Origin of the sequence: Thermotalea metallivorans, assembly GCF_001562415.1 — a bacterium.
Classification (GTDB): domain Bacteria; phylum Bacillota; class Clostridia; order Peptostreptococcales; family Thermotaleaceae; genus Thermotalea; species Thermotalea metallivorans.
The window spans coordinates 74685-87639 of record NZ_LOEE01000019.1; the positions used below are offsets into that span (position 1 = coordinate 74685).

At 40.6% G+C, this 12955-nt stretch carries 18 protein-coding genes; all 18 read right to left on the minus strand.

Annotated features, from left to right (window positions below; genetic code table 11):
- Positions 1-501 (minus strand): rod shape-determining protein MreD, encoded by a 501-nt coding sequence (mreD, locus tag AN619_RS02910; protein ID WP_068554935.1) that lies wholly within the window; start codon positions 499-501, stop codon positions 1-3.
- A 19-nt stretch (positions 502-520) separates the two neighbouring features.
- Positions 521-1318 carry a rod shape-determining protein MreC gene (gene mreC / locus AN619_RS02915; RefSeq protein WP_198153219.1) on the minus strand — a complete coding sequence of 266 codons (798 nt, stop codon included), beginning with the start codon at positions 1316-1318 and terminating at the stop codon, positions 521-523.
- A gap of 44 nt (positions 1319-1362) precedes the next feature.
- Positions 1363-2397 (minus strand): rod shape-determining protein, encoded by a 1035-nt coding sequence (locus tag AN619_RS02920; protein ID WP_068554939.1) that lies wholly within the window; start codon positions 2395-2397, stop codon positions 1363-1365.
- A gap of 35 nt (positions 2398-2432) precedes the next feature.
- The gene (radC, locus tag AN619_RS02925; protein WP_157064886.1) at positions 2433-3131 is read right to left on the minus strand and encodes a RadC family protein; all 699 of its coding nucleotides are present in this window, start codon (positions 3129-3131) and stop codon (positions 2433-2435) included.
- 77 nt (positions 3132-3208) lie between these two features.
- A complete protein-coding gene (locus tag AN619_RS02930) occupies positions 3209-3787 on the minus strand; it encodes a Maf family protein (RefSeq protein ID WP_068554941.1) in 579 nt (192 codons plus the stop codon).
- A 9-nt stretch (positions 3788-3796) separates the two neighbouring features.
- Entirely contained in the window at positions 3797-4045 is a 249-nt protein-coding gene (locus AN619_RS02935; protein WP_068554943.1) for a DUF4321 domain-containing protein, read from the minus strand.
- A 20-nt stretch (positions 4046-4065) separates the two neighbouring features.
- Positions 4066-4599: a Gx transporter family protein gene (locus tag AN619_RS02940; RefSeq protein WP_068554945.1), complete on the minus strand. Its 534-nt coding sequence runs from the start codon at positions 4597-4599 to the stop codon at positions 4066-4068.
- A gap of 15 nt (positions 4600-4614) precedes the next feature.
- Positions 4615-4953, minus strand: a complete 339-nt coding sequence (locus AN619_RS02945) for a NusG domain II-containing protein (RefSeq protein ID WP_278279838.1) — start codon at positions 4951-4953, stop codon at positions 4615-4617.
- 236 nt (positions 4954-5189) lie between these two features.
- Complete coding sequence (locus AN619_RS02950) at positions 5190-6173, minus strand: RnfABCDGE type electron transport complex subunit B (protein WP_068554949.1); 984 nt, start codon at positions 6171-6173, stop codon at positions 5190-5192.
- Between the two features lie 18 nt (positions 6174-6191).
- On the minus strand, positions 6192-6773 hold the full coding sequence (rsxA, locus tag AN619_RS02955) for an electron transport complex subunit RsxA (protein ID WP_068554951.1): 582 nt from the start codon (positions 6771-6773) through the stop codon (positions 6192-6194).
- 14 nt (positions 6774-6787) lie between these two features.
- Entirely contained in the window at positions 6788-7390 is a 603-nt protein-coding gene (gene rsxE / locus AN619_RS02960; protein ID WP_330382012.1) for an electron transport complex subunit RsxE, read from the minus strand.
- Positions 7391-7408: 18 nt separating this feature from the next.
- On the minus strand, positions 7409-7972 hold the full coding sequence (locus tag AN619_RS02965; protein ID WP_068554954.1) for an RnfABCDGE type electron transport complex subunit G: 564 nt from the start codon (positions 7970-7972) through the stop codon (positions 7409-7411).
- Between the two features lies 1 nt (position 7973).
- On the minus strand, positions 7974-8915 hold the full coding sequence (locus tag AN619_RS02970; RefSeq protein WP_068554956.1) for an RnfABCDGE type electron transport complex subunit D: 942 nt from the start codon (positions 8913-8915) through the stop codon (positions 7974-7976).
- 15 nt (positions 8916-8930) lie between these two features.
- A complete protein-coding gene (gene rsxC / locus AN619_RS02975) occupies positions 8931-10253 on the minus strand; it encodes an electron transport complex subunit RsxC (protein WP_068554958.1) in 1323 nt (440 codons plus the stop codon).
- Between the two features lie 560 nt (positions 10254-10813).
- Positions 10814-11362: an ATP-binding protein gene (locus tag AN619_RS02980; protein WP_068554960.1), complete on the minus strand. Its 549-nt coding sequence runs from the start codon at positions 11360-11362 to the stop codon at positions 10814-10816.
- Between the two features lie 4 nt (positions 11363-11366).
- Positions 11367-12092, minus strand: coding sequence for a PHP domain-containing protein (locus tag AN619_RS02985; RefSeq protein ID WP_068554962.1), 726 nt, complete (start codon positions 12090-12092; stop codon positions 11367-11369).
- Between the two features lies 1 nt (position 12093).
- Positions 12094-12429 (minus strand): DRTGG domain-containing protein, encoded by a 336-nt coding sequence (locus AN619_RS02990; protein ID WP_068554964.1) that lies wholly within the window; start codon positions 12427-12429, stop codon positions 12094-12096.
- Between the two features lie 85 nt (positions 12430-12514).
- Complete coding sequence (locus AN619_RS02995; RefSeq protein WP_068554967.1) at positions 12515-12955, minus strand: ATP-binding protein; 441 nt, start codon at positions 12953-12955, stop codon at positions 12515-12517.

Consider the following 12955-nt stretch of genomic DNA (forward strand, 5'->3'; position numbering starts at 1 on the left):
TCACCTAATCTTTATTTTTATCTTGGATTGATAAAGATAATGAAATAATTTGTTGTAAGCAAAACCGGACAGAATAGAATTACATACGGTTTCTATCGCAATGATTTTGCCAAAAATTACAGCAAAGTCAATTTTGTTTTGGGTTGCATAGATAATCAAATAGTACAGCAAATGGTAAAATATCGTTCCTAAAACGGTAAAAAAAATAGGAGTAATGGCATTGTCTTTAAATATCTTGTTTTCAAAAGAACCTACAGAGAAGCCTAACAACATATAGATCAATGCATTCAGGCCCAGAATCGTGCCAAACAAAATATCCTGGAGAGCACCTGAAAAGAAGCCGACCATCGCTCCCCGTTTTCTTCCCCACAGTATTGCAAACACAATCACTATGATCAGGGTTGTATTGGGTAAAACCCCGAAGATGCGAAAGTGTTGGAAAAGTGTTGTTTGAAATATAAAGTTTATGATGATCACCAACAGGATCGATACAATGCCCATACCTATAACTCCTTTTTCTTTACTTGTCCGATAGAATTACCAACACTTTATCAATTTTTTTAAAATTAACGGCGGGTTCCACAATGATCGTCTTCAATAGCTCATCCTTCTTCTTTACTACTTCTTTGACTTCTCCAATCAAAATCCCTTTAGGATATGTGCTTAGCCCCGAGGTTATTAATTTATCTCCTACCAGCACCTCCGCCTGGGGATCAATAAGATATCCTGACAAATCGGCCTTTACGCTGCCCCTTATCACACCCATATATGCATTATTTCTCAAAATTTCAAAGCTTACAGAGCTTTTGTTATCAATAATGGTTATGACCTTCGCCCAATGATCTCCTACTTCAAATACTTTTCCGACTAATCCGCTACCGTTTAACACGGTACTGTCCTTCTGGATTCCATCACTACTCCCTTTATCAATCGTAAAGATATTGTACCAATTCCCTGGATCTTTCGCCGATACACTGGCCGAGGTATATTTAAAGTAATCATAGTTTCTTGTATAATCCAGGGCTCCCGATAAATTTCTCAATTCTTCTAACTCATCGGCAGTTAATTTATATTGAATTACTTCTTTTTGAAGTTTTTCTATTTCTTCCCTCAACTTTTTGTTTTCCTTATCTATGGCGCGAAAGCGAAAAATTGGACCGATTGTATTTTCTATTCCTTGTCCTGCCTTGTAAAAAATCTTCTGAATGGGCGTAAACATATTGCCTACCATGTTCTCCGGAGCAGTAACCTTCATCCTCCCACCCAAACTGATTCCCATCAAAATAATGAGAATGATAGTAACAGCCGTTACTATCATAAGCACTCCCCTTTTTATCCATCTTCCCATCCAAACTCACCACTTTATCCCAATCTTTTTGGAGAAATTAAAACTCTTCGTAAAGTCTCTATTTCTTCTATGGTTTTACCGGTTCCTAAGGCAACACAATCCAACGGTTCTTCAGCAATTCGAACAGGCATGCCTGTTTCCTTACGAACCAGTTTATCAAGTCCATCCAACAATGCTCCTCCACCAGTGAGCATGATGCCATACTCCATGATATCAGCAGCCAATTCAGGAGGTGTTTTCTCAAGGGTATATTTGATCGCATCCACAATAGCATTCACAGGCTCATGGAGTGCCTCCAATATTTCCGTAGAAGAAATCTCCAATGTCTTTGGCAGCCCCGAAACCAAATCCCTACCCCGAACTGCCATTTTTGTTTCTGTACTCCTCGGATAAGCAGATCCGATATTTAGCTTGATTTCCTCGGCTGTCCTCTCCCCAATCATCAGACTGTATTCCTTCTTGATATATTGAACAATAGATTCATCTAATTCGTCTCCACCGATTCTGACGGATTTGCTTGTTACGATACCCCCTAAAGATATAATGGCGATTTCCGTAGTACCTCCTCCGATGTCAACCACCATGCTTCCCGTAGGTTCTTCTACAGGCAACCCCGCTCCAATGGCAGCAGCCATTGGTTCTTCGATCAGATATGCTTCCTTTGCCCCTGCCTGCAGTGCCGCTTCTTCCACGGCTCTTTTTTCAACCTCTGTGACACCCGATGGAACCCCCACCACTACACGAGGTTGGAAGAATAAAGATTTTTTAGGATATGCTCTTTTTATAAAATATTTTAACATGCTTTGGGTTACATCAAAATCGGCAATCACACCGTCTTTTAAAGGCCGAATAGCAACTATATTGCCGGGTGTTCTTCCGATCATTTGCTTTGCTTCCTGCCCAACTGCCAAAACTTGTCTAGTATCTTCCTGAATTGCTACCACCGATGGTTCACGGACAACAATCCCTTTGCCTCTAACATATACTAATGTATTGGCTGTTCCTAAATCTATTCCCATGTCTTTTGATAAAAAGTTGAATAATCCCATACAAATACTCCTTCCTGTTGATCTTGCCTTATATGTTATATGATAGAAAGCTCCTTGAAACTTGTATAAATACCATCACCAATAATGATATGATCCAATACCTCAATGCCTATAATTTTCCCTGCTTCAACCAATCTTTCCGTTATGGCAATGTCTTCTTTGCTGGGCTGTGGATTTCCGCTGGGATGATTGTGCAAAAGAATCATCGATGCGGCACTCTTTTTAATTGCATTGACAAATACTTCCCTCGGATGCACTAAGGATGCATTCAAGCTTCCCACAGATACATTTTCCGATGAAATAATTTCATTTTTTGTATTCAGAAGGATCGTCACAAAATGCTCCTTTTTGTAATATCGCATTTCCTCCATGAAAATATTCGCTACATCCCTTGGCGATTTTACACAAGGCTTCGTTCTTAATCCGGCCGCTGCAATTCTTTTCCCCAATTCCACTGCAGCCATAATCTGACAAGCCTTTGCAGGCCCTATCCCTTTCATTTGACTTAGTTCCTCTATGGTGCAATTTGCAAGGAAGTGAATCCCGGCCTGATCATAGGACAATATTCTTTGAGACAATTCGATGGCAGAAGTTTCTTTGGTGCCAGTACGGATTAATACGGCCAACAGCTCCGCATTCGATAGGGCTTTAATTCCAAATTGAATCATTTTCTCCCTAGGCCTTTCACTCTCCGCCATCTCTTTAATTAATACATGACGATTCCCTATCGTCATCTCCATCACATCCTAAACATGATTCATCCTTCAGCATAAAATATCCATCCGCAGTTTATGGCGCAAGCTAATCACGATTAAATCAATTCAATGCCAAATTTCTTGCTCAATATGCTCTCCAACTTATTGACAGGCAAACCTACGACATTAAAGTAGTCTCCCTCTATCCATTCTATAATAGCAGCCCCTTTGCCCTGTATGGCATATGCGCCTGCCTTATCCCACACTTCCCCTGATTCTATATACCTGTTGATTTTTTCATCTGTTAAAGGTTTCATTTTCACTTTTGTTTTTTCATAGGCAACAATTCGGTTGAAGGTATGGGCCTGAACAACGGCCAATCCTGTAATGACATCGTGTATATCATTTTCCAAAAGCTTTAACATACGGAATGCATCGTCATAATTTTGAGGTTTTCCAAGAATATCTCCCTTTACCACAACTGTATCGGCAGCAATGACAATATCTCCTTCCTTGCATTGATTGGCAATATCCATCGCTTTTTCAAAAGCCAAAGCCATGGCAATTTGCTCTGCCTCTTCTCCTGCATGAATTTTTTCAACGATGCCGGAAGGCATAATTTCAAAAGAAATATTAAAGTTTTGTAGAATTTCTCCCCTTCGGGGGGATGCTGAAGCCAGAATAATTCTCTGCATATGATCCACCTACAGTCTGCTGAAAATAAGAATTGCTAAAATGATTCCTATTACACTGGCCAAGTTCAGATGTAAAATAAACCCAAGGGTAAGCTTTATAACACTGAGATCTAAGGTAAACGGTTGAAAACCGATGCTTTTGCCATAACTCAATATTTTTATACTATCCCTAAATATCTCCCCTAGCACACCCCCAATAACCACGCCTGTAGCTAATAACACAAATAGCAGCCATGGATTTCGGGTCCTTGTCTTCATGACATTTCCCTCCTTTATCATTACATAATGAGGTTCATCGAATTATTTCCATTCAATAATATGATTTTTTTCAAATGGTTCGATGCATAAATAGACGCCAAGCCTACAAAATAACCGGTAAAAAGGCTGACAAGCATCATCAAGGGCAAATAAGTAAAAATTAAAATATTGCTGATCATCACACTGGCTACTGCCAATTGAGCAATATTATGGGCAACAGCTCCAAATACACTTACACCGATCAAACTGAAATAAGACGAGAAATTTTTATGCACAAGCGCCATAATCAAAGTGCTGAATAATGCTCCCGCCAAGCTATATATGAGCCCTGTGACAGCACCGGTTCCCAGAGCCGCAACCAAACACCGGACAACCGCAACAGCCAATGCATATTTGTAACCAAAGACAACAAGGGTTATTAAACTCACAATATTGGCCAGCCCTAACTTTGCACCCGGTGCGATAAATGGCATAGGAATAAAAGACTCAATGATATGCAGCGCAATACCAATAGAAACAATCATCGATAAGTATAAAATTTTTTTTCTCTTCATAGATATCCCCACACTTCAATAGCTGATGATGTCCACTTCCGACGTATTGGCAACCAGTTTGATGGAAACCCTATTAGGCAAGCAGATACTGGTTTGATTTGCCTTGTGAAGCCATCCCATCTTTACGCAGAGCTGATCCTGACAGTCTGCTTCAACAATCCTTACCCGCAATCCTTCAATTTCCACTTTGTTATGACCATGAGCCGTTTTAATCTCAATCACTTGCTTTGGGAATGCTTCATCCAATGAAATTTTTTTATAAGGTTTCCCATCTACCTCAATAACCAAATACAAATTTTGGCTATTCACGGTTATTCCTTTCACAAAAAAAATCCCTATAATACTGAAAACCATAATGCTCCCTATAAAAATTTTATCCCATCTCGTCACGTTAACCAACTCTCATTTACTATAATAATCTTTCCAAAATCCTCTTAAGTTATAAGTATTTCCTATGATTCTTGGTCTTTTCAATACAGTTTAAGTTTAACATTTTGATATGGGCATTACAAGTAGTATTTTTTTCATGGAAAACAAATAAAGAACATACTCCCGAAAAGAAGTATGCTCCTTATCTTATTTATTTTATCTTATTTCATTCTTATGGTCTTTTTTGGACATTTCACTTCGCATGCACCACAGCCGATGCATTTTTCTTCAATCACAGTATGAACCTGTTTGAGTTCACCTTGAATTGCATCCACAGGGCACTGCTTTTTGCATATGGTACAACCTACACAGTTTTCTGCGATAATCTCTGCTTTTCTTCTCTTTTCAAAATTTGCATAAATTGCCTTTGTGGGGCATTTTTCTGCACAGATCATGCAATTCGTACATTTTTCATAATTAATTTTTGCAAGATTATTTGAAAATTCCATGGCGTCAAAGGGACATGCTTTTACACAGATTTGACATGCTATGCAGCCCACGTTGCACTTCTGGCGCACCACTTTGCCCGGCTCTTCATTATTGCAGTCCACAACTACCTCCTGTTCGAAGGGAACAAAATGAATCACCTGTTTCGGGCAGACTTCAATACACTTTCCACAAGCAGTACATCTTTCCGGTATGATGCTTGCTATTCTTCCATCGGTAATTTCAATGGCATCAAATTGGCAAGCATTTACACATGTGCCCAAGCCCAAACATCCATAGGCACAGCTTTTGCTTCCACCTGAAATCATAGCAGCCGCTTTGCAATCCTGAATTCCGAAATAATCAAATTTTTCTTTGCAATTCTTCGTATCGCCTTTACAGATGACTCTGGCTACCTTTCTGACGGCATCTCCTGCCTCAACACCCATAATTTCAGCAATATTTTTTGCACAATCGGGCCCCCCTACAGGACAGCCATTTACAGGAGCATTTCCTGCAACCACTGCATTCGCAAATCCATCACATCCTGGGTATCCACAGCCGCCACAGTTTGCGCCGGGCAAAACATCTCTGATGGCAATGACCCTTGGGTCTACTTCTACTGCAAACTTTTGCGAAGCATAAGCCAATCCGGCTCCAAACAGCAGCCCCATCCCCCCTAAACTGACAACGGGTAGAAGTATCGTATTTATATCCATCCTAATTTTCCCTCCCATCTAAACCAGTCCGGTAAATCCTAAAAATGCGATAGACATTAAACTTGCTGTAATCAGTGCGATAGGGAATCCTTTAAAAACCTCCGGCACATCTGCAATTGCCAATCTTTCCCGAATACCGGCAAACAACACGATGGCCAATGTAAATCCGACGGCAGCGGCAATAGCATTGACAACAGTTTCAATTAAATTGTACTGAAATTGAATATTCAGCAATGTCAGACCCAATACCGCACAGTTTGTTGTAATTAATGGCAAGTACACACCCAATGCTTGATAAAGGGTAGGACTGACCTTTTGTATCACCATCTCTACAAATTGAACCAGCGCCGCAATTACCAGGATAAAGGCAATGGTCTGCAAATAGCCCAACCCCAAAGGATCTAATATGAATACCTGTACAAGATAAGTGATGATAGATGCCAAGGTCATAACAAAGGTAACAGCCATTCCCATGCCCATGGCCGTTTCAACCTGCTTTGAAACACCCAAAAATGGACAAATCCCCAAGAATCTTGACAATACAAAGTTATTTACCAAAATACCGCTCACGAGTATTACAAATAGTCCTCCTATCGACATTCATCTATCCCTCCCTAGAATTGATTTGCTTTCCTTGATACAATCCAATTGTACAATGCCAGCAATAAACCTAAAGCTAAAAATGCGCCCGGTGGAAGGATCATGATCAATGCAGGCTGATAGGCAGTACCAAGTACAAGCTTTCCGAATACAGAACCTGCGCCAAGGATTTCTCTAACTGCACCTAAAATTGTCAAAGAAATCGTAAAACCTAATCCCATTCCAATTCCATCCACAGCCGATTGAACCACTGAATTCTTCGAAGCAAAGGCTTCAGCTCTTGCCAAAATAATACAATTCACTACAATAAGGGGTATAAAAAGGCCCAAAGCTCTATCTAATGCAGGGACAAAGGCCTTCATCATAAGTCCCACCACTGTAACAAAAGTGGCAATAACCACGATAAACGCAGGTATGCGTATTTTGTTGGGTATAAATTTCTTAAGAAGGGCAATTACTACATTGGAACCTATCAATACGGCCATAGTTGCCAAACCCATACCAATGCCGTTGATTGCTGAAGTTGTTACGGCAAGGGTTGGACACATCCCAAGCAACTGTATAAAAGTCGGGTTTTCATGTAGAATACCCCGCATAAAAGTATTTCCTAACTTCAATTCCATCACCCCCACAATTTATTTCAACTTCTCATGAAATAGCTGTATTGCCATGTTCACACCTGAAGTAACTGCTTTAGACGTAATTGTTGCTCCGGATATCGCCATAATTTCATTTTCCTTCGGTGTGCCGGATTTAATCACCTGAAGCTGTCCTTCAGCTTTTTTTCCGTTGTATTGACCCTTGAAAGCATCTTCTGCAGCTTTTGCGCCTAAACCCGGGGTTTCTGTATGATTTCCAACACTCACGCCACTGACAATACCCTCCGCTGTAATGCCAATCATCACCTCAATAGGCCCGCCATATCCGCTGGGATTTGTTTTAATTGTATACCCTACCACTTGTCCATCTTTCATCCCTTTATAGACTTCCAAAACATTACTGTATCCTTGAAACTGATCCTTCGGCACCTCTGCAAAATCCTTGGCCTCAGGCAATACACTTTGTCTGGCGGCAATATTGGCTTGGAGAATCTGGTTTGCAATCGGCTCCTTCGTGATTTCATTGGTCCATCCTAAAACAGATGCTGCTATAGCTGTAATAATCAGCAAAATCAATCCTAATTTCACTACCTCTTGCATGTTATTTCACCTCCCCAAACACTCTCGGGCTTGTATACTTATCAATCAGTGGCGCAGCCACATTCATTAACAGTATAGAATAGGAAACTCCTTCCGGATATCCGCCATAGAGCCGGATCACACTGGTAATGATACCGCAACCCAATGCATAGATTATCTGTCCCTTTGGCGTTACCGGTGAAGAAGCATAGTCTGTAGCCATATAAATTGCACCAAGCATCAGTCCTCCCGCCAATACCTGATACATCATGTAGTGCAGGTCGAAGCCACCCAATGCAAAGGTAATCACCGCCACAGTGGCAATATAGATCACAGGAATCCGAGGAGTAATCACACCCCTGTAAACTAAATAAACTCCTCCCAGAATCAATAGAATAGCCGAAGTCTCACCAATACATCCTCCAACATTCCCTATGAGCAAATCAAACAAGGATGGCAAAGGTTGTCCTGTCGCTTCCATTCCACCAACAATAGCCAAAGGAGTTGCTGTACTTACCGCATCTGCCCCGGGCTTTACCCAGTTGGTCATTTGCACCGGCCAAGAAGCCAGCAACATCGCACGGGCTGCCAAAGCAGGGTTCATAAAATTATGCCCTAACCCCCCAAAAGTATGTTTTACAATTGCAATAGCAAAAATCGAACCGATCACCGGAAGCCACCATGGTGCCGTAGCAGGAATATTAAAAGCTAACAACAGGCCTGTAACAACGGCACTCCAGTCATGGATGGTAACAGGCTGCTTGCGGATTTTTTGAACGGCAGCCTCTGTAACCACTGCGGCAAGTACCGCCGCAAGAATCACTTTTACTGCTCCCATCCTAAAAAAATATATCCCTGCCAATGTTGCCGGAAGTAATGCAATCACCACATCTCTCATGATGCGGCTAATAGATTCATCTGCCCGTAAATGGGGAGATGAAGATACAATCAATCTGTTCTGCATATGAATTCCCTCCCACTACTTCGTCTTTCTTTTCTTAGCGATAATTTCACGCTTCGATACTCTAATTGACTGTAGTAATGGCCTCTTGGAAGGACATATAAATGAACAAGAACCACACTCAATACAGTCAAGGGCATTGTATTTTTCTGCTGTTTCATGCATATTTTGCAACGCATATGCGCTAATATATAAAGGTTGCAAAAATGCCGGGCAGATTTCAACGCATTTTCCACATCGGATACACGGCTTAGGTTCAGGCAGTCGTGCTTCTTCCGGTGTCAAAACTAAAATGCCAGAAGTACCCTTCACCACTGGAATCTCATCTGTATATTGAGCTAATCCCATCATAGGTCCGCCCATGATGATTTTTCCAGGATTTCCATTATATCCACCGCATTGTTCAATAATTTCTTTGAAGGAAGTACCGATTTTCACCAACAAATTTTTCGGTTCCTTTACTCCCTTTCCGGTAATGGTGGCTATCCTTTCGATCAATGGCATTCCCGTTTTGATTGCAGTGGCTATGGCTGCCGCTGTTCCTACATTGTTTACCACTACCCCTACATCCATTGGCAAACCGCCGGATGGAACTTCTTTTTTTGTACATGCATAGATCAGCTGCTTTTCTGCTCCTTGAGGATATTTTGTATGAAGTCCTACTACTTCAATGCCTTTCTCTTTCTCTACAGCTTTCTTCATGTTTTCTATGGCATCGGGCTTATTGTCTTCTATGCCAATATAAGCCTTCGACACATTGAGTACTTTCATCATTGCTTTCAAGCCGTATACAATATCTCCGGGATTTTCCAGCATCAATCGGTGGTCAGCCGTTAAATAGGGCTCACATTCAGCACCGTTTAAAATAACGGTTTCAATCTTCTTCTCCGGTGGCGGTGAAAGTTTTACATGGGTAGGGAATGCAGCACCACCCATCCCCACAATACCTGCCTCCTTTATAATGTCCAAAATTTCTTTTCCTGATAAACTTCCAATGTCACCTTTTGGGACAACGTTTTCGTGAACTGTATTCAATCCATCGGATTCAATCACTACACAAGTTGTCTCCCCCGTAGGTGTAAGCAGACGTGTTACCTGTTTTACCTCGCCCGACACGCTGCTGTGCACAGGCACAGATACAAACCCAGTTGCCTCGCCAATTTTTTGTCCTACCTTTACCTTATCTCCAACTTTTACGATCGGTTCACATGGTGCCCCTATGTGCTGTTGAAGAGGTATTGTAACAATTTGCGGTTCCTTGGCTTTTTCTACTTTTAGCCTTGCTGTTGCTTCCTTAAAATGCGGCGGATGAACTCCACCCCTAAAGGATAAGAAACCCATTGATTTTCACCCCTCATTTTAAAATAAATTATGAAAATAGATTTGCAACTTTAAAGTTAACTTTATTTGAAAGGTTATATTTTTTGAATAGCTGCCAGTCGCCAGTTGCCAATCACCAGTCATCTGCGCTGGTATCTGACAGTTGCCCTGTCAACAAAGCATTGGATGCACAAAAAAGATTATCGCCATCAAAGGCATAAATCAAACTTTAGCATGGCATACCTATGACCTTTCACAAAAATAAAAAATCAATGATTTCAACAAATTATAGAAGTTCTATAATTTTTTTTAATTTCCTTCATTGTTAAATAACTAACTAATTTTCACAACACTTCTATGGGATAAACTGTATACAGTATACTTGTAAAAACACATAAAAACTAACTTCCCCTTATATCTGCTAAAAATCTTCCCATCAAAATTTCCTATCTTTTAAATATTATAATAATATCATATCGCGTACCGCGAATCCTGTCAATAAATGAAGATAAATGTAAAATATATACAAATCTTATGAGAAAATTGACTTTCTAGATGGCAGTCGCTGTCTATCGAGAATTTTATTGATCTTTTTTGATCGCTGCCAAGCCTTCTTGAATATAATTTTTCACCCAATCCAGCACCTCCCACTGGCTAAGGGGTACCTGCCCTAGGATTTTACGGATCTCTCTTGTATCAAATACAAACTCTTTATGATCAAGAACATGTTTATAAAGGTAATCCACCTGATCTTGGGCTATAATCAAACTAACCATCGTCTCTGCCATATTCCCCAAAGGCGCTCTGTCAATGTGGCTTCTCTCAAAGGCAGCTTCAATCGTTGTCCCTACATTCAATTCAGATTCAATGGCAAAACATCCGTTGCACCTCTCTGCTGCTGCCTTAAACAAAGAAATGCCCAGGCCTACCTTTCGAGTTTTCCGGGTAGTTACAAAGGGGTCTGTCACCTTTTTCAAAAACTCTTTATCCATACCCCTACCATTATCCATAATCTTGATGATAAGTACATCGTCCTTTGTTCGTTCCTCAATGTAAATTTCAACAAATGTTGCCTCAGCGGCAATACTATTTTGTACAATGTCCAATACATGAAGGGATAATTCTCTCATAGATCTATGCCTCCAAAGGATTCTTTTTTAATACAGTCAATATGGCCTCTATGCTTTTTTCCTGCACCTCAATAAAATTTTCTCTTTCTAATATATCCCACAAATAATGGGCATCGGAATTTCTGATGAGTCTGTACTGCTTCAAATATTCATATTTTGCCAAAAGGGAAGCAACATCTGCTTTTTTTGATATCTCCAGCGTAGCAATGGGCATATCCGGTGGTATAAAACCCAAGTTTGCTATTATGCTATAAGCACCTTTGTCCACGTGGGCCGGAACAGCAACCCCGTGGAGACGGTCTAATTCCTTTATAACCTCCTTTATCGTGATATTTGCCGAGGTAATCAATCGTCTTATATTTTCCCTCACCATCTGATCCCTGCTGTCATAAACCATCTGTCTTCCAAATAACTCCGGCAGATTATTTTCTTTCCCCAGTCTTTCATAAACGATTTCCTGAAAAGCATAGGCTGAAGACAAATCTTGAAATAAGCACAATAGATGGACTTCTTCTTTCGTCTGAATTTCCATTCCGGGAATCACCACAATACCCCTGTTTTGTGCGGCCTCTATGCAAGCCTCACAATTTTCCACACTGTTATGATCGGTAATAGCTATGGCATCCAAACCCTTTAACAAACACATATTGATGATATTGTTAGGCGTCATATCTTCATCTCCACAGGGAGACAAAGCAGAATGAATATGAAGATCTACGGCGATTTTCATACTAGCGAAGTCCCAACTCGTACATCTTGCAAAATATTTTATAGCTGTCCAGTGGTGTACTCAAGATGATCACATTTTCTTCCATAGCCTTTTCTACTGTTTCCTGCTCTACAGCAATACTCTCAGGAATAATGATACAGCTTAAATCCAAAAGGGATGCCACCGCAACAATATTGGTGTGGGTCTGGACCGTAATCCACGCATCATGTTGTTTGCCGTGGGACATTACCCAACTTAATAAATCACAGCAGTATAGCCCTTTTATCTCTCGGTCTATCAGCTTTTCCCCGGAAACCACTGTGAATTCATGCTGATCAATTAAATCTTTGATTATCATATCATCCATACCTCCTTAAAAATAAACGGGTGTTTTTTTGATTTTCCTCATCTTGGTTTTTACAATGCTTGTGATACTAATTCTGTCAGTTCATATAGATCACCATGGTTACAGTAGTAGAATCACCTTTTTTTGAGTCAATATAAAACTCATCGCTGCACTTTTTCATATTGGGCAAACCCATACCTGCTCCAAAACCCAGTTCCCGCACTTTATGGGAAGCTGTTGAATATCCCTCTTTCATGGCCAATTCAATATTTTCTATGCCCGGTCCAGCGTCCTTGGCAATGATTTGAATACAATCGGGATAAATGTATAGGGTGATTTTTCCGCCTTCTGAATGGATAACGATATTGATTTCCGCTTCATAAGTAGCAATGGCAACCCTGCGAATAATTTGGGCATCAATGCCTAACTGTCGAAGGACTTTTTTAATATTGCTAGAAGCTTCTCCCGCCCTTGCAAAATCATCCTTTAAAACCTCATACTCCAGTTTTAGGCTCTCCGATCTTTCTTTCTTTTCCAT

Coding starts and splice junctions, on each gene's coding strand:
- AN619_RS02920 (WP_068554939.1), bottom strand. CDS start 2,397: ATGGGATTATTCAACTTTTTATCAAAAGACATGGGAATAGATTTAGGA.
- rsxC (WP_068554958.1), bottom strand. CDS start 10,253: ATGGGTTTCTTATCCTTTAGGGGTGGAGTTCATCCGCCGCATTTTAAG.
- AN619_RS02985 (WP_068554962.1), bottom strand. CDS start 12,092: ATGAAAATCGCCGTAGATCTTCATATTCATTCTGCTTTGTCTCCCTGT.
- radC (WP_157064886.1), bottom strand. CDS start 3,131: ATGACGATAGGGAATCGTCATGTATTAATTAAAGAGATGGCGGAGAGT.
- AN619_RS02940 (WP_068554945.1), bottom strand. CDS start 4,599: ATGAAGAGAAAAAAAATTTTATACTTATCGATGATTGTTTCTATTGGT.
- AN619_RS02930 (WP_068554941.1), bottom strand. CDS start 3,787: ATGCAGAGAATTATTCTGGCTTCAGCATCCCCCCGAAGGGGAGAAATT.
- AN619_RS02965 (WP_068554954.1), bottom strand. CDS start 7,972: ATGCAAGAGGTAGTGAAATTAGGATTGATTTTGCTGATTATTACAGCT.
- AN619_RS02950 (WP_068554949.1), bottom strand. CDS start 6,173: ATGGATATAAATACGATACTTCTACCCGTTGTCAGTTTAGGGGGGATG.
- rsxA (WP_068554951.1), bottom strand. CDS start 6,773: ATGTCGATAGGAGGACTATTTGTAATACTCGTGAGCGGTATTTTGGTA.
- AN619_RS02980 (WP_068554960.1), bottom strand. CDS start 11,362: ATGAGAGAATTATCCCTTCATGTATTGGACATTGTACAAAATAGTATT.
- AN619_RS02990 (WP_068554964.1), bottom strand. CDS start 12,429: ATGATAATCAAAGATTTAATTGATCAGCATGAATTCACAGTGGTTTCC.
- AN619_RS02995 (WP_068554967.1), bottom strand. CDS start 12,955: ATGGAAAAGAAAGAAAGATCGGAGAGCCTAAAACTGGAGTATGAGGTT.
- AN619_RS02945 (WP_278279838.1), bottom strand. CDS start 4,953: ATGGTTTTCAGTATTATAGGGATTTTTTTTGTGAAAGGAATAACCGTG.
- mreD (WP_068554935.1), bottom strand. CDS start 501: ATGGGCATTGTATCGATCCTGTTGGTGATCATCATAAACTTTATATTT.
- AN619_RS02970 (WP_068554956.1), bottom strand. CDS start 8,915: ATGCAGAACAGATTGATTGTATCTTCATCTCCCCATTTACGGGCAGAT.
- AN619_RS02935 (WP_068554943.1), bottom strand. CDS start 4,045: ATGAAGACAAGGACCCGAAATCCATGGCTGCTATTTGTGTTATTAGCT.
- mreC (WP_198153219.1), bottom strand. CDS start 1,318: ATGATAGTAACGGCTGTTACTATCATTCTCATTATTTTGATGGGAATC.